Raw genomic sequence first — 19,745 nt, 5'->3', positions numbered from 1 at the left:
ACCACCGATGAAGAAGACCTCCCTCGCCGTGCTCGCCCTCGGCGGCGCCCTCACCCTCGCGCTCGCCGGCTGCGGCACCACGCAGACGCCGTCCGCCCAGGGATCGGACTCCCCGACCTCGACGAGCGCGGACTGCACGGACGACGCCACGAGCACCTCGACCGGGGCGGTCTCCGTCACCGACGACCTCGGCCGCACGGTCGAGCTCGACAAGCCGGCCGAGCGCATCGCGGTGCTCGAGTGGCAGCAGATCGAGGACGCCCTGTCGCTGTGCGTGACGCCGGTCGCGGTGGCCGACGCCGAGGGCTACAGCACCTGGGTCACCGCGGAGGAGCTGCCGGAGGGCGTCGTCGACGTGGGCACCCGTCAGGAGCCGAACCTGGAGACGCTGTTCGGCACCGACCCGGACCTCGTGATCGTCGAGGTGAGGGCCGCGGACGACCCCATCGTCGCGCAGCTGGAGGCCTACGACGTGCCCGTGCTCGCGACGATCGGCGCCGATGCGAAGGACCCGATCGCCAAGATGCTGAACACCTTCGACCTCATCGCGCAGGTCACCGGTCGCGAGGAGCGCGCCGAGGTCGTCACCGAGGAGTTCCAGGAGCACCTCGACACCGCGAAGGCCGAGCTCGCCGACCGCGACCTCGCCACGACCGACTTCGTGTTCTTCGACGGCTGGGTCGACGGCGGCAACGTGGCGCTGCGTCCGTTCGGCCAGGGCTCGCTCGTCGGCGAGGTGGGCGAGGAGCTCGGGCTGACGAACGCCTGGACCGGCGAGGTCGACCCCGTGTACGGCCTCGGGCAGACCGATGTCGAGGGCATGACCACGGTCGGCGACGCGAACCTCTTCTACACCGGCACCGCGGATCCGGATTCGGAGAGCTTCGTCGACGCCCTCGCCGACAACCCCGCCTGGACCTCGCTCCCCGCGGTGGCGGAGGACCGCCTGACCGCGTTCCCGGCCGGTATCTGGACCTTCGGCGGCCCGCGCTCGACCGCGCAGATCATCGACGGCTACCTCGAGGTGCTCTCGAAGTGACGGAGACCCTCCGCCTCGACGACGCGACGGCGACCGCGGAGCCCGACGCCCCGGCGTCCGCCGTCCGCGTGGGGGCGGAGGGTCGGAAACCGGCGGTGTGGACGGGCGTCGGTGTGCTCATCGCGCTCGCCGTCGTGCTGGTCGCGGTCGCCTGCTGGCACCTCACCCAGGGCACGAGCGGCGCGGTGTTCGCCGACGCCGACGTCCTCTGGGGGTCGCGGGTGCCGCGGCTCGCCGCCGGTGTCGCGGTGGGCATCGCCCTCGGGGTCGCCGGCATCCTGCTGCAGTCCCTCGCCCGCAACGCCCTCGCGTCGCCGGACACGCTCGGCGTGACCGCCGGGGCCTATCTCGCCGTCACGGCGCTCGCCGCGTTCGGGATCGCCGTGCCGGTGTGGGCCTCCGGGGCGGTGGCGTTCGCGGGCGGCATCGTCGCCGCGGGCATCGTGCTCGGACTGGCCGGAGGGGCGGGGTCGTCCACGACCCGCCTCATCCTCGCCGGCACCGCGCTCGCGCTCGCCTTCCAGGCCGCGACCTCGACACTGCTCATCCTGTTCGACGAGGAGACCAAGGGACTGCTCGCCTGGGGAAGCGGGAGCCTGTCGCAGCTCGGACTCACCGCGTTCCTCCAGGCGGCTCCGGTCGTCGTGGTCGTCACGGTGCTGGCCCTCGTGCTCGCGCGGCGCCTCGACATCCTGTCCCTGGGGGACGACACCGCCTCGTCGCTCGGCGTGCCGATCCGGTCGACCAGGACCATCGGGATCCTCCTCGCTGTCACCCTCACGGCGGTCGCGGTGACGCTTGCCGGGCCGATGGGCTTCGTCGGCCTGTGCGCGCCGGTGCTCGCGCGGCTCCTGACGCGGGTGGTGCCGAGCCTGAACCGCCATGTGCTCCTGATCCCTGCGTCGGGGCTCCTCGGCGCCCTCGTCGTCATCCTCTCCGACGCCCTCCTGCGCGCGCTGATCGGCGCGGAGGCCGCGATCCTCATCCCGACGGGCGTCGCGACGACGCTGCTCGGCGCGATCGTGCTCGTGCTCATGGCCCGACGCCTCCGCGACGCCGGACCCACGCGCGAGCCTCCGCGAGTGCGCTTCGGGGTGCGCAGCCGCCTGCGCTTCCGGATCACCCTCGCCCTCGTCGCCCTCGGCGTGGTCGGGGTGCTGCTGCTCGGGCTGCTCGCCGGGCACACCTGGCTGCTGACCGGCGACATCGCGCTGTGGCTGCAGGGGCAGGCTCCCGCGCCCATCGCCTTCGCCCTCGACGAGCGGGCGCCGCGGATCGTGGCCGCCGTGGTCGCCGGCGCCGCGCTCGCCCTCTCCGGCGCCGTGATCCAGGGGGTGAGCCGCAACCCGCTCGCCGATCCGGGCATCCTCGGCGTCACCGGCGGCGGCGGTCTCGGTGCAGTGCTGGTGATCACGAGCATCACGTCGTCGGCAGGCGGGATGATCGTGGGGGCCGTCACGGGCTCGCTGCTCGCCTTCGCCCTCGTCTACCTGCTGTCGTGGCGGGGCGGCCTGAACGCGGACCGGTTCCTGCTGATCGGCATCGGGGTCTCGTACTTCACGGTCTCCCTTACGACCTTCCTCCTGCTGCGGTCGAACCCGTGGGACACCCCGAAGATCTACACCTGGCTCTCCGGGACGACTTACGGCCGGGTGTGGGAACAGGTCATCCCGCTGGCCATCGTCCTCGTGATCGCGGTGCCGTTCGTGGTGATGAGCCGTCGGGAGCTCGACGTGCTGTCGCTCGACGAGGACACGCCGCGACTGGTCGGCATCCGGCTGGAACCCGTCCGGTTGACGCTGCTGCTGGTGGCGGCCGTCCTCGCGGCGCTGAGCGTGACGGCGATCGGGGTCATCGGCTTCGTGGGGCTGGTGGCGCCGCACGCCGCGCGGGCGCTGGTGGGCGCACGGCACTCGCGGGTGATCCCGACGGCGGTGCTCCTCGGCGGGCTGCTCGTCGGCATCGCGGACACGATCGGCCGGACGGTGATCGCCCCCGCGCAGCTTCCGGCGGGTCTCGTGGTCGCGCTGATCGGCGCCCCGTACTTCGTCTGGCTGCTCTGGCGCTCCCGCTGACCCGCTTCGAATCGCCCGAATGGTCCCATCTCCGGGGGAAATGGGGCCATTCAGGCGATTCGAACGGGGTTACCGGGCCAGGAACTGCGTCAGCGCGGCGTTGACCTCGTCGGCGTGGGTCCAGAGGAGGCCGTGCGGGGCGCCCTCGACCTCGACGTACTCGGCCCCGGGGACGGCCTGACGGAAGCGTCGGGCGGTCGCGTCGATCGGCAGGATGTTGTCCTTCGTGCCGTGCAGGATCAGGGTGGGCTTGGCGGCGGCGGCCACGGCCTTCACGTCGTCGCGGAAGTCCTCGATCCAGGTCGGGACCACGGCGTACGCGGCGACCGGGGCGCTGGTGACCGAGAGGTTCCAGTTCGCGTCGACGACCTGCTGGCTGATGCGCGTGCCGAGGTTCTCGTCGAGGTTGTAGAAGTCCTTGTAGAACTGGGTGAACCAGGCGTAGCGGTCGTCCTTGGCTGCAGCTTCGATCCCGTCGAAGACCTCCTGCGGCACACCCTCGGGGTTGTCGTCGCGCTGCACGAGGAAGGGCTCGAGCGACGCGAGGAAGGCGAGCTTCGCGACGCGCTCGTGGCCGTAGCGGCCGACGTAGCGGGCGAGCTCGCCGGTGCCCATGGAGAAGCCGACGAGCACGACGTCGCGGAGGTCGAGGGTCTCGAGCACCGTGTTCAGGTCGGCGGCGAACGTGTCGTAGTCGTAGCCGGAGCCGACCTTGGAGGACTGCCCGAAGCCGCGGCGGTCGTAGGTGATGACGCGGTACCCCTGGGCGAGGAGTTCGCGGGTCTGGCGCTCCCAGCTGTGCCCGTTGAGCGGATAGCCGTGGATCAGGACGACGGGCTGGCCGCTGCCCTGGTCTTCGTAGTAGAGCTCGATCGGGGTGGTGTTCTCGGTGCCGACGGTGATGTAACCCATGATGTGTTCCTTTCGGTGCCGGTGAGAACGATCGTTCTCGCCTGATGTGATCAATCTAGAGAACGTTCGTTCTCGTGTCAAGTAGACTTCTGGACATGACCGAAGACGAGGCGCGCGAACGCATCCTCTCCGCCGCGGAGGAGCTCTACTACCGCAAGGGCTACGCGGCGGTCGGAATGGACGAGCTCCGGTCCGCCGCCGGCGTGTCGCTGCGGCGCGTGTACTCGCTGTTCCCGGCGAAGACCGACATCGTCGCGGCGGTGCTGGCCCGGAAGCACGCCGAGTGGGAGCAGGGGCTCACGGCGGCGGTGGCACAGAGCGGCGACGACCCGCGGGCCCGCCTTCTCGCGGTCTACGGCTACCTGGAGGACTGGTTCTGCAGCGACGGGTTCCGGGGCTGCGCCTTCATCAACGCGTTCGGCGAGCTCGGGGGGACGAGCCCCGAGGTCGCCGCGATCGTCCGCGCGCACAAGGCCTCGTTCCAGCAGTACATGGCGGAGCTCGTCGCGGCCACCGGTGCCCCGGCGGGGCTGGCCGCCCAGCTCTCTCTCCTCGCGGAGGGCGCGCAGAGCACGGCGGCGATCGGGGCTGATCCGGAGGCTGCCGTGCACGCACGCCGCGCCGCCGAGGTCCTGATCGACGCCGCCCTCGCTCCGGCCTGATGCCCATTCGCTAACTTGGTTAGCGAAAGGGTGGGACCCTGTCAAGGCCACTGCCTTCCGAGCTCACCCCGCGTAGGGTGCGGGCATGGAGACCTCGACGAAGGGCATCGCCCGCCAGAGCCTTGTGATCGCCGCCGCCGCGTTCATGCTGATCGCCGCGGCCATCGGCGCGGGCGCGTTCGGGGGTGACTCCGTCGACGAGCTGCAGAACGGTGCGCTCTCGGCCCAGGGGTCGTACCTCGCCCCCGCGGGACCGGCGTTCTCGATCTGGTCGCTCATCTACCTCGGACTCCTCGCCTACACCGTGTGGCAGGCTCTCCCCGCGCAGCGACAGGACGAGCGTCAGCAGGCGGTCGGCGGCTGGATCGCCCTCTCGATGGTTCTCAACGGCCTCTGGCTGGTGACGGCGCGGTACCTGACGCTGTGGCTCACCGTGCTCGTGATCGGGCTGCTGCTCGCGACGCTCGCGCGCATCATCGTGCTCCTCGGCCGGTTCCCCACGCGCACCCTCGCCGACCGCCTCCTCACCGACGGGGCGAACGGCCTGCACTTCGGCTGGGTCACGATCGCGACGGTCGCCAACACCGCCGCCTGGCTCACGCAGACCGTCCCGGAGATCGGGGCGGATGCCCCCGACGCCTGGGCCGTCGCCGTGCTCGTCGTCGTGCTGGTGATCGGTGCCGCATCGGCCTGGTTCACCGGCCGCCTCGCCCCGGCGCTGGCGACCGCCTGGGGGCTGAGGTGGCTCGCGATCGGGCGTCTCACGGGCGAGCCGGAGAGCACGCCCACCGCCGTCACCGCGATCATCGTCGCGGTCCTGCTCGTCGTCGTCGGCGTCGTGGCGGTCCTCCGGCGGCGTCGCCTCGCCGGCACGCGCGACCGCGCCCCGCTCGGTCGCTAGAGGACCAGACGGTACCCCATGCCCGACTCGGTGAGCAGGTGCACGGGCGTCGAGGGCTCCTGCTCCAGCTTCTTGCGGAGCTGCGACATGTACAGCCGGAGGTAGCCGGAGTCGGACACCTGCGCGCTGCCCCAGATCTCCTTGAGGAGATCCTGCCGGGTCACCAGCGCGCCCGGGTGCCGCGCGAGGTGCTCCAGCATCCGCCACTCGGTCGGCGTGAGGTGCACGCGGGTGCCGGCACGGGTCACGGTCTTCGTCGCGAGGTCGACGACGACGTCCCCGAACGCGACCACGGACTCCCCGTTCGCGGCGATCGCGCGGCGGGAGAGCGCCCGCAGCCGGGCCAGGAGCTCGTCGACCTGGAAGGGCTTCGTGACGAAGTCGTCCGCCCCGGCGTCCAGCGCCTCCACCTTGTCGGCCGAGCCCGTCCGCCCCGATACGACGATGATGGGCACGTTCGTCCAGCCGCGGAGGGCCTGGATCACCTCGATGCCATCGAGCCGGGGCATGCCGAGGTCGAGCATGATGAGGTCGGGATGGGTCTGCGCCGCGGCGGCGATCGCGGCGGCGCCGTCGGCGGCCACGACGACCTCGTAGCCGTGCGCCGCGAGGGTGATCCGCAGCGCCCGCACCATCTGGGGGTCGTCGTCGGCGATGAGGAGCTTCACTCCGTGCCCTCCGTGTCGGCGGTCCCTGCGAGCGGCAGGGAGATGACCATGGTGAGTCCGCCCCCGGGGGTGTCCTCCGGTGTCAGGCTACCGCCCATGCCCTCGGTGAATCCGCGCGACAGGGCGAGTCCGAGCCCCAGCCCGGTCGTGTTGTCGGTGTCGCCGAAGCGCTGGAACGGCTGGAAGATCGCATCCCGTCGTTCGGGCGCGATGCCCTCGCCGCGGTCGACGATCCGGAGCTCTGCCCGATCGCCCAGCCGACTGCTCGACACGAGCACACGGCTGCCCTCGGGGGCGTGCCGGTGGGCGTTGGCGAGCACGTTCACGAGCACCCGCTGCAGCAGCACCGGGTCGGCGTGGAGCGGCGGGAGGTCGGGGTCGAGCGTGAGCTCGACGTCGGCGGGGCCGAGGCCGAGCTCGTCCACGGCGGCGAGCACGGGGCCGGCCGCGTCGATCCGCTGAGCCGAGACCGCGAGCACCCCCGCCTCCACGCGGCTCACGTCGAGGAGGTCGGTGACGAGGGTGGAGAGGGTCGCGAGACTCTCGTCCGCGGTCTCCAGCAGCTCCGCGCGGTCCTCGGCGGACAGGCCGTGCGCGCCGCGGAGGCCGCCGATCGCCGCGACCGCCGAGGCCAGCGGCCGTCGCAGGTCGTGACTGACGGCGGAGAGCAGGGCGCTGCGCACCTGGTCCGTCTCGGCGAGGGCCTCCGCCTCCCGCGCCGTGGCTCGCAGGTCGGTGTGCTCGATGGCGGCGGCGAGCTGGGCGACGATCGCGTCGAGCAGGCGGCGCTCCGGACCGGCGATCGGCTCGCCGTTGAGCTCCAGCACGGCCCGCGGGCCCCCACCGGACGCGACCCCGACCGGGATGGTCGTGGCGCGGCCGTCCGGCACCGGCTCGCCGTCGCTCGCCAGCACGTCCCCGGACGGGGTGAGCAGCCGCACCCCGCTCAGCCCGAACGCCTCCCGCGTGCGGCTGACGAGGGCGAGCACGGCGTTGTCGCCGCGGAGCACGTTCCCGGCCACGGCCGCGAGCAGCTCCGCCTCGGCGGTCGCCCGTTGCGCGGTCCGCGCTCGGCGGGCGGCCTGGTCGACGATGAGGCTCACGAGGATCGCGATGATGACGTAGAGGGTGAGGGCGAGCACGTGCAGCGGGTGCGCGATCGTGATCGTGAACAGCGGGGCGACGAAGAGGAAGTCGAGGGTGATGCCGGAGAGCACGGCGGCGAAGACGGCGGGCCGGATGCCGCCGATGAGGGCGACGACCACGACGAGCAGCTGGTAGGCGAGCACCTCGGCCGTGATCGACTCCGGGCTGCGGAACGTGAACATCAGCCACGACAGCAGCGGGCCGAACACGAGGGCCACACCGAAGCCGAGGGCCTGACGCCGCCAGCCGAGCGCACCGCCGGTGATGCGGGGAAGGGCGAGACGGCCGCCCGCCGCGGCGTGGGTCACGATGTGCACGTCGATGTCGCCCGAGCGGCGGATGACCTCGGCACCGATCCCCGGTCCGGTGAGTGCGGCGGCGAGGCGGCCGCGGCGGCTCACGCCGATCACGAGCTGCGTGGCGTCGGCGCCCTGGGCGAACTCCACCAGCGTCGCCGGGATGTCGTCGCCGACGACCTGATGGTAGGTCCCGCCGAGCGATTCGACGAGGGAGCGCTGCGCAGCGAGGGCGCCGGGGGTCTCGTCGCGCAGCCCGTCCTGGGCGGTCACGTGCACGGCCAGCAGCTCCCCGCCGGCGGAACGGGCGGCGATGCGGGCCCCGCGGCGCAGCAGCGTCTCGCCCTCCGGGCCGCCGGTGAGGGCGACGACCACGCGTTCGCGTGCCTGCCACGCTCCGGCGATGCCCTGTTCGGCGCGATAGGTGCGGAGCGCGCTGTCGACCTCGTCGGCGAGCCACAGCAGGGCGAGCTCCCGCAGCGCGGTGAGGTTGCCGAGCCGGAAGTAGTGCGAGAGCGCGGCGTCGATGCGCTCCGCGGGGTAGACGAGGCCGGCGGCGAGGCGGTCGCGGAGCGTCTGCGGTGCGAGGTCGACGACCTCGATCTCGTCGGCGGCGCGGACGACCGCGTCCGGGATGGTCTCGCGCTGGGCGATGCCGGTGATCTTCTCCACGACCGCGTTCAGCGACTCGATGTGCTGCACGTTCACCGTGGTGACGACGTCGATCCCCGCGTCCAGCAGCTCCTCGACGTCCTGCCAGCGCTTCGGGTTCCGCGAGCCGGGGGCGTTCGTGTGCGCGAACTCGTCCACCAGCGCGATCTCCGGGCTGAGAGCGAGCACCGCGTCGAGGTCGAGCTCGGAGAGGACGACCCCGCGGTGGGCGTCCTCCCGGCGCGGCACCTCGGGCAGTCCGGAGGTCAGGGCGGCCGTGGCCGCACGACCATGGGTCTCGACGATCGCGATGACGACGTCGCGGCCCTCGTCGCGGAGCCTCCGGCCCTCGGCGAGCATCTCGAACGTCTTCCCGACCCCCGGCGCGGCACCGAGGAGGACGCGCAGTCGCCCGCGGCGGTTCCGGTCCGTCGCGGGGCGCGGCGGCCGCTCTGCGCTCATGCACCCTCCCGGTCGTCGAGTGCGAGATTCAGCTCCGCGACGTTGATGCGCTCCTCGCCGAGGAACCCCAGGTCCCGCCCTTGAATCCTAGACTCCACCAGCGCCCGGACCTCGTCTTCCGGCAGGTCGCGGGCGGCGGCCACCCGCGGCACCTGGAGCAGGGCGTACGCGACGCTGATGTGCGGGTCGAGACCGGAACCGGACGCGGTCACGGCGTCCGCGGGCACCGCGGACGGATCGACCCCCTCCCTCGCGGCGATCTCGGCCTTCCGTTCGGCGATCGCGGCGACGAGGTCGGGATTCTCCGGCCCGAGGTTGCTGCCGCCCGACGACGCCCCATCGTACCCGTCGCCGGCTGCCGAGGGGCGGGACTGGAAGTACTCCGGCAGGGCCTCGCCCTCGGCATCCGTGAAGGACTGCCCGATGAGAGCGCTGCCCCGGTCGCCGGGGAGCATCGAGCCGTTCGCCTGGGCGGGGAGGAGGAGCTGGCCGATGCCGGTGACGAGCAGCGTGTACCCGACGCCGAGGACGAGGGTGAGGACGAGCATCGCGCGGACGGCGACACCGGCGGTGCGCATCGTGGTGCGGGTGGTGGACGACATGGCGTTCCTTTCGAGCCCGGTCAGAAGCCGGGGAGGAGGCTGACGAGGAGGTCGATGAGCTTGATGCCCACGAACGGGGCGATGACGCCGCCGAGGCCGTAGACGAGCAGGTTCCGCTGCAGGATCTGCGAGGCGCTCGCCGGCCGGTAGGTCACGCCGCGGAGCGCGAGCGGGATGAGGAACACGATCACGATGGCGTTGAAGATGATCGCGCTCGTGACCGCCGAGGCCGGCGAGTGCAGCTGCATGATGTTCAGTGCCGCGAGTCCGGGGAACACGCCCATGAACATCGCCGGGATGATGGCGAAGTACTTCGCGATGTCGTTCGCGAGCGAGAACGTCGTCAGCGCGCCGCGGGTGATGAGCAGCTGCTTGCCGATGCGGACGATGTCGATGAGCTTGGTCGGGTCGGAGTCGAGGTCGACCATGTTGCCCGCCTCCTTGGCCGCCGAGGTGCCCGTGTTCATCGCGACGCCGACGTCGGCCTGGGCGAGTGCGGGGGCGTCGTTCGTGCCGTCCCCGGTCATCGCGACGAGGCGCCCGCCCTCCTGTTCGCGGCGGATGAGGTCGAGCTTGTCCTCCGGCGTGGCCTCGGCGAGGTAGTCGTCGACGCCGGCCTCGGCCGCGATGGCCTTCGCGGTGAGGGGGTTGTCTCCGGTGATCATGACCGTGCGGATGCCCATGCTGCGCAGCTCGTCGAACCGCTCGCGCAGGCCGTCCTTGACGATGTCCTTGAGGTGCACGACCCCGAGGATCCGCGCTTCCACAGGATGGGTCCCTGAGCCTGTCGAAGGGCCTGAGCCTGTCGTAGGGCCCTGCACCGCGACGACGAGGGGCGTGCCGCCGCCCGAGGCGACGTCGTCGGTGAGGGTCGTGAGCTCGTCATCGGGGGTCTGACCCAGCCAGGCCGCCACGGCCGAGGCCGCGCCCTTGCGGATCTGCGTGCCGTCGGCGAGGTCGAGACCGCTCATGCGCGTCTGCGCCGTGAACGGGACGACGACGGCATCCGCCGGGGCCTCGACCCGGATCCCCTGGGCGGCGGCGAGCTCGACGATCGACGCGCCCTCCGGCGTCGGATCGGCGAGGGAGGAGAGGGCGGCGGTGCGCAGCAGCTCGGCGGCGTCCACTCCGGTGAGCGGCAGCACGGTGTGGGCGCGGCGGTTGCCGTGGGTGATGGTGCCGGTCTTGTCCAGCAGCAGTGTGGTGACGTCGCCCGCGGCCTCCACCGCCCGCCCCGACATCGCCAGCACGTTGCGCTGCACGAGTCGGTCCATGCCCGCGATGCCGATCGCGGAGAGGAGCGCGCCGATCGTGGTCGGGATGAGGCAGACCAGCAGGGCGATGAGGACGGGGATGCTCACCGGCGACGCCGCGTACGACGCGATCGGGTTCAGCGCGAGGACCACCACGACGAACACGATCGACAGGCTCGCGAGGAGGATGTTCAGGGCGATCTCGTTCGGGGTGCGTTGCCGGCTCGCCCCTTCGACGAGGGCGATCATGCGGTCGACGAACGTCTCGCCGGGCTTCGACGTGATGCGCACGACGATCCGGTCGGACAGCACCCGGGTGCCGCCGGTGACGGCGCTGCGGTCGCCGCCGGATTCGCGGACGACGGGGGCGCTCTCGCCGGTGATGGCCGACTCGTCCACGGTGGCGATGCCCGCGACGATGTCGCCGTCGCCCGGGATCAGCTCGCCTGCGGTGACGATCACGAGGTCGTCGCGCTGCAGCTCCGCCGACGACACCGTCTCCGTCTCGGGCTCCTGGGTCTCTGAGCCTGTCGAAGGGCCCACCACCCGCCGCGCCATCGTCTGGGTGCGGGTGTTCCGCAGGCTCGCGGCCTGCGCCTTGCCGCGCCCCTCGGCGACCGACTCCGCGACGTTCGCGAAGAACACGGTCAGCCAGAGCCAGATCGCGATGCCCCAGGTGAACGCCGCCGGGACGGGAGTGCCGCCGGAGGGGGCGGGTCCGCCGAGGAAGGGCTCCGCGATCGCGAGGACGGTCGTGAACGCGGCGCCGACCCACACGAGGAGCATCACGGGGTTGCGCACGAGCGTCGCGGGGTTCAGCTTGCGGAGGGCGCCGGGGAGCGCCTGCGCGAGCTGGGCGCCGCTGAAGGAACGCGGCGGGCGGGCCGGGACGGCGGGGGCGTCCTGCTGTTCGGGAGGGGTGGTCAGGAGGGTCATGGTCAGAGTCCTTCGGCGAGCGGTCCCAGTGCGAGCACGGGGAAGTAGGTGAGGGCCGTCACGACGACGGTCACGGTGAGGAGCAGGCCGACGAACTGCGGCCGGTGGGTGGGGAGCGTGCCGGTCGTGGCCGGCACCCGCTCCTGCGCGGCGAACGACCCGGCGAGGGCCAGCACGAGCACGATCGGGAGGAAGCGCCCGAGCAGCATCGCGACGCCCAGGGCGGTGTTGAACCACGGGGTGTTCGCGGTGAGTCCGGCGAACGCGGAGCCGTTGTTGTTCGCGGCGGAGGTGAACGCGTAGAGCACCTCGCTCATGCCGTGCACACCGGGGTTGAGGATGCTCGTGGACTCCACGTCCTCGCGGATCCCGGGGATCGCGAAGCTCAGGGCCGTGCCGCCGAGGACGAGCGCCGGCACCACGAGGATGTAGAGGCTCGCGAGGGTCATCTCCCGCGGGCCGATGCGCTTCCCGAGCCACTCCGGAGTGCGGCCGACGAGCAGCCCGCCGACGAAGACCGCGACGATCGCGAGCACGAGCATCCCGTACAGACCGGAGCCGACGCCGCCCGGAGCGACCTCGCCGAGCATCATGTTCAGCATCGGCATCATGCCGCCGAGCGCGGTGTACGAGTCGTGCATCGAGTTCACGGCCCCGGTCGAGGTGAGGGTGCTCGCGCTGCCGAACAGGGTCGAGCCGAGGATGCCGAAGCGCTGCTCCTTGCCTTCCATCGCCGCCCCGGCGAGTTCAGGCGCGGCGCCGCGTCCCGCCAGCTCCAGGGCCGAGAGTGCGGCGAGCGAGGCGAGGAACAGGGTGCCCATGACCGCGACGATCGCGTACCCCTGGCGGTGGTCGCCGACCAGTCGGCCGAACGTGCGGGGGAGGGCGAACGGGATCACCAGGATCAGCAGCACCTCGAGGAGGTTGGTCCACCCGGTCGGGTTCTCGAAGGGGTGGGCGGAGTTGGCGTTGAAGAAGCCGCCGCCGTTGGTGCCGAGCAGCTTGATGGCCTCCTGCGACGCGACCGGACCGCCGGGGATCGTCTGCGTGCCGCCGGAGACCGTGGCGACGTCGGTGAAGCCGTTCACGTTCTGGATCACGCCGCCCGCGAGCAGGGCCACCGCGCCGATCAGGGCGAGCGGGAGGAGCAGCCGCCCCAGGCCGCGGGTGAGGTCGACCCAGAAGTTGCCGATCGTCGCGGAGCCGCGGCGCGCGAGCCCGCGGACGAGGGCGATGGCGATGGTGAGGCCGACGGCGGCGGAGACGAAGTTCTGCACCGTGAGGCCCGCGAGCTGCACCGTGTAGCCCATGGTCTGCTCGGGCGAGTACGACTGCCAGTTGGTGTTCGCGACGAAGGACGCGGCCGTGTTGAACGCGAGTCCCTCGGGCACAGCGGGCAGGCCGAGCGACGCGGGCAGGAAGGCCTGGAGCCGCTGCAGCCCGTAGACGAGCAGGAGGCCGACGAGCGAGAACAGCAGCACGCTGCGGGCGTAGGCGCGCCAGGTCTGCTCGGAGCGGGGGTCGACGCCGATCACCCGGTAGAGCCCGCGCTCGACGCGCAGGTCGCGGCCGGAGGTGTAGACGTGCGCGATGTAGTCGCCGAGGGGACGGTAGAGGAGCACGAGCACGACCACGACGGCCGTGATCTGGAGGACGCCGTACAGGAGGGCCGCGTCCATCAGAAGCGCTCCGGGGCGACGAGCGCCACGACCAGATAGACGACCGCGGCGACGGCGAGGACGGCGGCGAGGATCTCGAAGACGATCATGCGCGGTCCACCGCCTTGGCGATGAGGGACACGAGGGCGAACAGCGCCAGGGTCAGCGCGAGGTAGATGATGTCGAGCACGTCCTCGATCCAACTGCGCCGTCCCGCCGCATCCGCCGATCCTCACGGTTCCCCTACGCCCACCCCCCCGGATGCATGCGGGTTGCTCACGGAGACGGCCTTCGAATCGCGCACCTGGTCCCCAACCCGCCGCCGATGCAGCCAGGTGCGCGATTCGAAAGGGGGTGCCGGCCCTATGCTCACGAGGTGGGAATCAGACGGATGCGGATCGGGACGGGGACGGGGATCGTCGCCGGGCTCGTGGTGGTCGCGCTCGGGTGCGTGCTCACCGGGTTCCTGCCGCGGACGGACGCCGGTGCGCTCGGGGAACGGATCGCGCCCGTGCTGGGGTTCGTCGTCGCGATCACGATCGTCGCCGAGCTCGCCCGCGATGCAGCGGTGTTCGACGTCGTCTCCCAGCGCCTCGCGCGCTGGGGTCGAGGCCGCGTGGTGGTGCTGTGGGCGCTGGTGGTCGTGCTCGCGGTGGTGAGCACCGTGTTCCTCTCGCTCGACACGACCGCCGTGATCGTCACCCCGGTGGTGGTCGTGCTGGCGCAGAGCATCGGCGTCTCCCCGCTGCCGTTCGCCCTGGCCACCGTCTGGCTCGCCAACACCGCGTCCCTCGCGCTGCCGGTCTCGAACCTCACGAACCTGCTTGCCGCGCCCGCGATGGGGGAAGGCCCAGGGGCGTTCATCGCGCTGAGCTGGGCGCCCACGCTCGTGGGGATTCTGGTGCCCGTCGCGATCCTCACCGTCCTGCATCGACGCACGGTCTTCGGCGCATACGAGACGCCCGAGCCCCGACGCCCCGCCGACCCGACGCTGTTCTGGAGCGCCACCGGCGTCCTCGTCGTGCTGATGCCGCTGCTCGCGCTGACCCCCGACGTGTGGATCCCGGCGACGGTCGCAGCACTCGCGTTGATCGTGCTGTTCGCCGTCCGTCGCCGCCACGCCCTGCGGCTCTCGCTCGTCCCGTGGCAGGCGCTCGCGCTCGCCGCGTCGCTGTTCGTGCTGGTCGAGACCGCGCACGCGCAGGGGCTGCTCGACTTCCTGACGTCCCCGACCGCGAACGGCGACTCTCTCGGCGACCTGTTCCGGCTCGCGGCGCTCGGGGCCGTGAGCGCGAACGCGATCAACAACCTCCCGGCCTACCTCGTGCTCGAACCCGCGGCAGGGGACCCGGTCGCCCTGATGGCCCTGCTGATCGGCGTGAACCTCGGTCCGCTCATCACACCGTGGGCCTCGCTCGCGACACTCCTCTGGCACCATCGCGTGACGGCGCTCGGGGTCGAGATCCGCTGGGGTCGCTTCGCGCTCTGGGGGGCCGTCGCCGCGGTGCCCACCGTCGTCCTCGCCACGCTCGTCCTCTGACCCCGTTTCGAATCGCTTACTTTGCGGCAAATCCGGCCGCGATGGAGCAAAGTGGGCGATTCGAACGGGGGTCAGACGCGACGCATCTCGGCGGCCAGGGCGGGGTGGACGGCGTCGAACCGGGTGACCCGGAGCCGGAGGCCCACCGTGCCCTTCGCCGCCCGTCGGGTGCCGTGCTCGTCCTCCGCGAGGCTCCGCCCGTGCGGCTGCCCACCCACGAAGTGGTCGATGAGCCGCGTGAGCATGGCGTAGTTCTCCTCCGTGGTGAGGATCTCGGGGGTGCCGGCGAGGTGCGCGGTGACGTGGTTCCACGTCGGCACGAGGTCCCCCTGGCTCACGAGCACGATGTCGTCCTCGTCCTCGTCGAGCAGCACCGGGTAGTGCGAGGCGACGAGTCCGGCGGAGGCCGGTGAGACGAACGCCGCCCACGGGTGGGCGCGGATGAGGCGCTTCCCCTCGTCGGGGTCGGTCATGAGGTAGCGGGGGGTGTGACGCACGGCGCCTCCTGTCGGGTAGGGGTGGGGGTGGGACGAGAGCTGCGGGTGCGGACGGCGAGCCCGGCGCACACGACGACGGCGAGGCCGCCGAACACCGTGGCGATGCCGACGTCCTCATGGAAGAGGAAGGCGGCCCAGGTGATGCCCATGACGGGCTGCACGAGCTGGATCTGACTCACCTGCGCCATCGGGCCGATGGCGAGGCCGCGGTACCAGGCGAAGAATCCGAGGAACATGCTGACCGCGGCCAGGTAGGCGAACGCGAGCCACGCGGTGGGGCTGGCGACGGGCGGGGCGGCGACCCCGGCGACCACGGCCACCGCGAGCATCACGGGGGCGGCGAGGACCAGTGCCCACGAGATCGTCTGCCAGGCGCCGAGTTCGCGGGCGAGCAGGCCACCCTCCGCGTAGCCGACGGCCGCGGCGATCACGGCGCCGAACAGCTGGAGGTCGGCGGGGCGGAGGGCGCCGGGCGTGCCGTTCTGCACCGTCGCGAAGACGAGGGCCGCCGCGGACCCGAGAAGCGCGAACACCCAGAACGAGGGGGACGGGCGCTCGCGGGTGCGCAGCACGACGGCCACGGCGGTCGCGGCGGGGAGGAGGCCGATCACGACCGCACCGTGACTCGCCGGCGTCGTGGTCATCGCGAACGAGGTCAGCAGCGGGAAGCCCGCGACCACTCCGAGCGCGACGATCGCGAGTCGTGCCCACTGGATCGGGCTCGGCGGCTGTTGACGCGTGACGAGGAGGACGACCGCGGCGAGCACGGCGGCGACGACCGCGCGGGCGGAGCCGATGAACAGCGGTGAGAGTCCGCCGCCGAGCGCGATCCGCGTGAACGGGAGCGTGAACGAGAAGGCGACGACGCCCAGCAGTCCCCACCCAGGTCCGGCAGCGCGGGATAGCAGTGTTCCGTTCGGACGGATAACGCTACTGTGTTCTTTCATGAGTCAGGATAGCACCGCGCGCATCGTGGCTGGCCTGCGGGCGTGGATCGCCACCGCCGCCCCCGGCGCCCGCCTCCCCTCCAACCGGGCGCTCACGGCCGAGTACGCCGCGAGCCCGGTGACCGTGCAGAAGGCCGTGCAGCAGCTCGTCCGCCTCGGGCTCGTGGACGCGCGACCCGGCGTCGGCACCTTCGTCCGCGCCGCGCGCACCGTCCTACCGGCGGACTACGGCTGGCAGTCCGGAGCGCTGGGGGCAGCCGCCGTACGCCTGGACGGCCTCTCCTCGGCGCAGCGCCCGACCTCGCCGGACGCGATCGGGCTGCACTCCGGCTATCCGGCTCCGGATCTCCTCCCCGAGCGGCTGGTGCGCCAGGCCCTCGTGCGCGCCTCCCGGACCGCGTCCGCCCTCACCCGCTCGCCCGCAGCCGGCGAGCCCGGGCTGCAGGAGTGGTTCGCGGCGGAGCTGGCCGCGGCGGCCCCGGCGGGGATCACGGTGCCGACCGCCCGCGACGCCGTCGTCATCTCCGGGAGCCAGAGCGGGCTGAGCTCGATCTTCCGGGCGGTCGTCGGCGTCGGCCGGCCGCTGCTCATCGAGTCGCCGACCTACTGGGGGGCGCTGCTGGCGGCAGAGCAGGCGGGGGTCGTGCTCGTTCCCGTCCCTTCGGGGCCGCAGGGACCGGACCCGGATGCGGTCGACAGGGCGCTCGCCGAGACCGGGGCCCGGGCGTTCTACGCGCAGCCCACGTTCGCGAACCCCACCGGCGCGCAGTGGCCGGCGGCGACCGGGGAGGCCGTGCTCGACGCGGTGCGTCGCCACGGCGCCTTCCTCATCGAGGACGACTGGGCGCACGACCTCGGCATCGACGCCGACCCCCGCCCCGTGGCCGCCTCCGACCACGACGGCCATGTGGTGTACCTGCGCTCACTGACGAAGAGCGTGTCGCCGTCCCTGCGGGTGGCGGCGGTGATCGCGCGCGGCCCCGCCAGGGATCGCATCCTCGCCGATCGTGCGGCGGAGTCGGTGTACGTCAGCGGCCTCCTCCAGGCCGCGGCCCTCGACGTGGTGACGCAGCCGGCGTGGCGCACACACCTCCGCGGCTTCCGGGAGCAGTTGCGCTCGCGGCGCGACCTGCTGCTGTCGTGCCTGGCCGCGCAGGCGCCCACCGCGCTGGTGGAGGCCGTGCCGGTCGGCGGGCTGAACCTCTGGCTGCGTCTGCCCGACGGCACCGACGCCGCAGCCGTCGTCCGGGAGTGCGCGGCCCGCGGCCTCGTCATCGCGCCGGGGAGCGAGTGGTTCCCCGCGGAGCCGTCCGGTTCCTACGTGAGGCTCAACTACGCGAGCGCCGACCCGTCCCGTTTCCCCGAGGCCGCGACGATCCTCGGTGCGGTCCTCTCCGGAGGCTGAGCGCCGCCGTCAGGACTCGGACGGCGGCCCGGCGGGGCGGTGCGCCCGGCGCCCGGCCACCACGACGGGCCGTCCCGCCCGCTCCTGACCGGGCAGCGGACGCGAGCGCCGGCCGTAGATGAGCTCGGACGAATCGAGCAGCCACGGCACCAGGGTGATCGACACCCCGTGCACGAGCATGAGCTGGTTCGCGAGGCGGCGGGCGCGCCGGTTGTGCAGGAAGTTCTCCCACCAGTGCCCCACGATGTACTGCGGCAGGTAGACCGTGACGACGGAGGAGCCGTGCTTCTCGCGGTACTGCCGGATGAACTGCGTCACGGGCTGCGCGAACGAGCGGTACGGCGACTCGACGATCACGAGCGGCACCGGCACGAGGTGGTCGGTCCACTCCTGCTGCAGGCGGGCGGCGTCGTCCTGGGACACGGCCACGTGCACGGCGAGGGTCTTGTCGTGCTTGGCGGCGATGGCATAGTCGATGGCCTTCATGACCGGCTTCTGCAGATGGTTCACGAGGACGATGGCGACGTCGCCGGAGGCGCCGAAGCGGGTGGTGTCGTCGATGGCGATCTCGTGCTCGACGTCCCGGTAGTACCGCTTGACGCCGATCATGAGGAACGCGAGCACCGGGATGGCGAAGAACACGAGGTAGGCGCCGTGCGTGAACTTCGTGATCGTCACGATGACCAGCACGAGCACGGTCAGCGTCGCCCCGGCGGAGTTGATGAGCAGCCCCACGCGCGCGGAACGCCGGTCCGCGGCGCCGTCGCCGTCCGGTGGAACGGGCGCGCGCAGCGCCCGCCGCCAGTGCCGCACCATGCCGATCTGGCCGAGGGAGAAGGAGACGAAGACGCCGATGATGTAGAGCTGGATCAGCGTCGTCAGCCGGGCCTGGAACACCACGAGCACGGCGATCGCGGCGATCCCGAGGAGGATCATGCCGTTGGAGAACACGAGCCGGTCGCCGCGGGTGTTCAGCGACTTCGGGGCGTAGCCGTCGCGGGCGAGCACGGCGCCGAGCAGGGGAAACCCGTTGAAGGCGGTGTTCGCCGCGAGGAGCAGCACGCAGGCCGTGGCCGCCTGCACGATGAAGAACGGGATGCTGCCGCCGCCGAACGTCGCCGCGGCGATCTGCGCCATGAGGCTCGGCTGCGGGGTCGTGCAGTCGAAGCCGATGAGGTCGCAGGGGTTCTCGGCGTAGTGCACGCCGGCGATGAGGGCGAGCGCGGTGAGTCCGGAGAACAGGCAGATCGCGATGGTCCCCATGAGCACGAGGGTCGACTGGGCGTTGCGCACCTTCGGGGCCCGGAACGCGGGGACGCCGTTCGACACGGCCTCGACCCCGGTCAGCGCGGAGCAGCCGCTGGAGAACGCCCGGAGGATGAGCAGCAGCACGGCCGCCTGGCTGAGGCTCTCGGCCTGCACGGCGAACTCCGCGCTGGACGCGATCGGGGCGTCGCCGAGTGCCGTACGGAGGAGCCCGGTGACGATCATGATGCCGACCGAGCCGATGAACACGTAGGTGGGGATGGCGAACACGAGCGACGCCTCCCGAACCCCGCGGAGGTTCACGATGATGATGAGCACGACGAAGCCGACCGCGAGCTCCACGCGGAGCGGGTCGAGCGCCGGCACTGCCGAGATGATGTTGTCCACTCCGGACGCGACCGACACGGCCACCGTGAGCACGTAGTCGACGAGGAGGGCCGCGGCCACGATCACCCCGGGGATCTCGCCGAGGTTCTTCGACGCGACCTCGTAGTCGCCGCCGCCGGAGGGGTACGCCTTGATGAGCTGCCGGTAGCTGAGCACCACCACGAGCAGCAGCACGACGACCGCCGCTGCGACGAGCGGGGTGAACGACAGGAAGGTGAGGCCGCCGATGAGCAGGATCATCACGAGCTCTTGCGGGGCGTAGGCCACCGAGCTCAGCGCGTCCGAGGCGAAGATCGGCAGCGCCATGCGCTTGGGGAGGAGCTGCTCGTCCACCTGGGCGCTCGTCAGCGGGTCGCCGAGCAGGATGCGCTTGGCGCGCGGCGGAGCGTCCGGAGTCGGCCTCGTTTGTTCTGACACGTCCGGCGACACTACGCCGACCGGG

Annotated in this window: 16 protein-coding genes; 6 read left to right on the top strand and 10 right to left on the bottom strand. The window is 72.1% G+C overall.

What is annotated here, in order from left to right; all coding sequences use genetic code 11:
• Positions 1-7: 7 nt before the first annotated feature.
• Positions 8-1,039: an iron-siderophore ABC transporter substrate-binding protein gene (locus BK819_RS03340; protein ID WP_071327847.1), complete on the top strand. Its 1,032-nt coding sequence runs from the start codon at positions 8-10 to the stop codon at positions 1,037-1,039.
• Entirely contained in the window at positions 1,036-3,114 is a 2,079-nt protein-coding gene (locus BK819_RS03335; RefSeq protein ID WP_083391635.1) for an iron ABC transporter permease, read from the top strand. Before BK819_RS03340 ends, BK819_RS03335 begins: the two co-directional genes overlap by 4 nt.
• 69 nt (positions 3,115-3,183) lie before the next feature.
• On the opposite strand, the gene BK819_RS03330 is transcribed toward BK819_RS03335, so the two are convergent.
• Positions 3,184-4,026 (bottom strand): alpha/beta fold hydrolase, encoded by an 843-nt coding sequence (locus BK819_RS03330; protein ID WP_071327846.1) that lies wholly within the window; start codon positions 4,024-4,026, stop codon positions 3,184-3,186.
• Between the two features lie 95 nt (positions 4,027-4,121).
• Here BK819_RS03330 and BK819_RS03325 point away from each other — a divergent pair, with 95 nt between their 5' ends.
• Positions 4,122-4,688 (top strand): TetR/AcrR family transcriptional regulator, encoded by a 567-nt coding sequence (locus tag BK819_RS03325; RefSeq protein WP_071327845.1) that lies wholly within the window; start codon positions 4,122-4,124, stop codon positions 4,686-4,688.
• Positions 4,689-4,773: 85 nt separating this feature from the next.
• Entirely contained in the window at positions 4,774-5,589 is an 816-nt protein-coding gene (locus tag BK819_RS03320) for a TspO/MBR family protein (protein WP_071327844.1), read from the top strand.
• On the opposite strand, the gene BK819_RS03315 is transcribed toward BK819_RS03320, so the two are convergent.
• Genes BK819_RS03315 through BK819_RS03290 form a run of 6 tightly spaced genes read right to left on the bottom strand, consistent with a single transcriptional unit; the run spans position 5,586 to position 13,371 of the window.
• Positions 5,586-6,257, bottom strand: a complete 672-nt coding sequence (locus tag BK819_RS03315; RefSeq protein WP_071327843.1) for a response regulator — start codon at positions 6,255-6,257, stop codon at positions 5,586-5,588. The genes BK819_RS03320 and BK819_RS03315 overlap by 4 nt on opposite strands.
• Positions 6,254-8,812: an ATP-binding protein gene (locus BK819_RS03310; protein WP_071327842.1), complete on the bottom strand. Its 2,559-nt coding sequence runs from the start codon at positions 8,810-8,812 to the stop codon at positions 6,254-6,256. The genes BK819_RS03315 and BK819_RS03310 overlap by 4 nt, the downstream gene beginning before the upstream one ends.
• Positions 8,809-9,414 (bottom strand): potassium-transporting ATPase subunit KdpC, encoded by a 606-nt coding sequence (kdpC, locus tag BK819_RS03305; protein ID WP_071327841.1) that lies wholly within the window; start codon positions 9,412-9,414, stop codon positions 8,809-8,811. Before kdpC ends, BK819_RS03310 begins: the two co-directional genes overlap by 4 nt.
• Positions 9,415-9,434: 20 nt before the next feature.
• Positions 9,435-11,603, bottom strand: a complete 2,169-nt coding sequence (gene kdpB / locus BK819_RS03300) for a potassium-transporting ATPase subunit KdpB (protein ID WP_071327840.1) — start codon at positions 11,601-11,603, stop codon at positions 9,435-9,437.
• A gap of 2 nt (positions 11,604-11,605) precedes the next feature.
• Positions 11,606-13,282 (bottom strand): potassium-transporting ATPase subunit KdpA, encoded by a 1,677-nt coding sequence (gene kdpA / locus BK819_RS03295; RefSeq protein ID WP_071327839.1) that lies wholly within the window; start codon positions 13,280-13,282, stop codon positions 11,606-11,608.
• A complete protein-coding gene (locus BK819_RS03290; RefSeq protein ID WP_036292752.1) occupies positions 13,282-13,371 on the bottom strand; it encodes a potassium-transporting ATPase subunit F in 90 nt (29 codons plus the stop codon). Before BK819_RS03290 ends, kdpA begins: the two co-directional genes overlap by 1 nt.
• Before the next feature lie 281 nt (positions 13,372-13,652).
• Here BK819_RS03290 and BK819_RS03285 point away from each other — a divergent pair, with 281 nt between their 5' ends.
• Positions 13,653-14,801 carry an SLC13 family permease gene (locus BK819_RS03285; protein ID WP_071327838.1) on the top strand — a complete coding sequence of 383 codons (1,149 nt, stop codon included), beginning with the start codon at positions 13,653-13,655 and terminating at the stop codon, positions 14,799-14,801.
• A gap of 71 nt (positions 14,802-14,872) precedes the next feature.
• On the opposite strand, the gene BK819_RS03280 is transcribed toward BK819_RS03285, so the two are convergent.
• Together BK819_RS03280 and BK819_RS03275 are read right to left on the bottom strand one after the other, a co-directional pair.
• Positions 14,873-15,298, bottom strand: coding sequence for an FMN-binding negative transcriptional regulator (locus tag BK819_RS03280; RefSeq protein ID WP_071327837.1), 426 nt, complete (start codon positions 15,296-15,298; stop codon positions 14,873-14,875).
• Positions 15,271-16,245, bottom strand: a complete 975-nt coding sequence (locus BK819_RS03275; RefSeq protein WP_083391634.1) for a DMT family transporter — start codon at positions 16,243-16,245, stop codon at positions 15,271-15,273. Before BK819_RS03275 ends, BK819_RS03280 begins: the two co-directional genes overlap by 28 nt.
• Between BK819_RS03275 and BK819_RS03270 the strand changes: the two genes are divergently transcribed.
• Positions 16,244-17,650: a PLP-dependent aminotransferase family protein gene (locus BK819_RS03270; RefSeq protein ID WP_071327836.1), complete on the top strand. Its 1,407-nt coding sequence runs from the start codon at positions 16,244-16,246 to the stop codon at positions 17,648-17,650. The two genes, BK819_RS03275 and BK819_RS03270, sit on opposite strands and share 2 nt — an antisense overlap.
• A 9-nt stretch (positions 17,651-17,659) precedes the next feature.
• Here the strand turns inward: BK819_RS03270 and BK819_RS03265 are convergent, their stop codons facing one another.
• A complete protein-coding gene (locus BK819_RS03265; RefSeq protein WP_371259810.1) occupies positions 17,660-19,609 on the bottom strand; it encodes an APC family permease in 1,950 nt (649 codons plus the stop codon).
• Positions 19,610-19,745: the final 136 nt, after the last annotated feature.

The organism is Microbacterium sp. LCT-H2, from assembly GCF_001866135.1.
Lineage (GTDB): Bacteria > Actinomycetota > Actinomycetes > Actinomycetales > Microbacteriaceae > Microbacterium.
Note: the sequence above shows the minus strand (reverse complement) of the source record. Positions and strands in the feature narration are given on the sequence as shown.

Coding starts and splice junctions, on each gene's coding strand:
- BK819_RS03270 (WP_071327836.1), top strand. CDS start 16,244: ATGAGTCAGGATAGCACCGCGCGCATCGTGGCTGGCCTGCGGGCGTGG.
- kdpA (WP_071327839.1), bottom strand. CDS start 13,282: ATGGACGCGGCCCTCCTGTACGGCGTCCTCCAGATCACGGCCGTCGTG.
- BK819_RS03330 (WP_071327846.1), bottom strand. CDS start 4,026: ATGGGTTACATCACCGTCGGCACCGAGAACACCACCCCGATCGAGCTC.
- BK819_RS03285 (WP_071327838.1), top strand. CDS start 13,653: ATGCGGATCGGGACGGGGACGGGGATCGTCGCCGGGCTCGTGGTGGTC.
- BK819_RS03310 (WP_071327842.1), bottom strand. CDS start 8,812: ATGAGCGCAGAGCGGCCGCCGCGCCCCGCGACGGACCGGAACCGCCGC.
- BK819_RS03290 (WP_036292752.1), bottom strand. CDS start 13,371: ATGATCGTCTTCGAGATCCTCGCCGCCGTCCTCGCCGTCGCCGCGGTC.
- BK819_RS03320 (WP_071327844.1), top strand. CDS start 4,774: ATGGAGACCTCGACGAAGGGCATCGCCCGCCAGAGCCTTGTGATCGCC.
- BK819_RS03340 (WP_071327847.1), top strand. CDS start 8: ATGAAGAAGACCTCCCTCGCCGTGCTCGCCCTCGGCGGCGCCCTCACC.
- BK819_RS03275 (WP_083391634.1), bottom strand. CDS start 16,245: ATGAAAGAACACAGTAGCGTTATCCGTCCGAACGGAACACTGCTATCC.
- kdpB (WP_071327840.1), bottom strand. CDS start 11,603: ATGACCCTCCTGACCACCCCTCCCGAACAGCAGGACGCCCCCGCCGTC.
- kdpC (WP_071327841.1), bottom strand. CDS start 9,414: ATGTCGTCCACCACCCGCACCACGATGCGCACCGCCGGTGTCGCCGTC.
- BK819_RS03265 (WP_371259810.1), bottom strand. CDS start 19,609: ATGGCGCTGCCGATCTTCGCCTCGGACGCGCTGAGCTCGGTGGCCTAC.
- BK819_RS03325 (WP_071327845.1), top strand. CDS start 4,122: ATGACCGAAGACGAGGCGCGCGAACGCATCCTCTCCGCCGCGGAGGAG.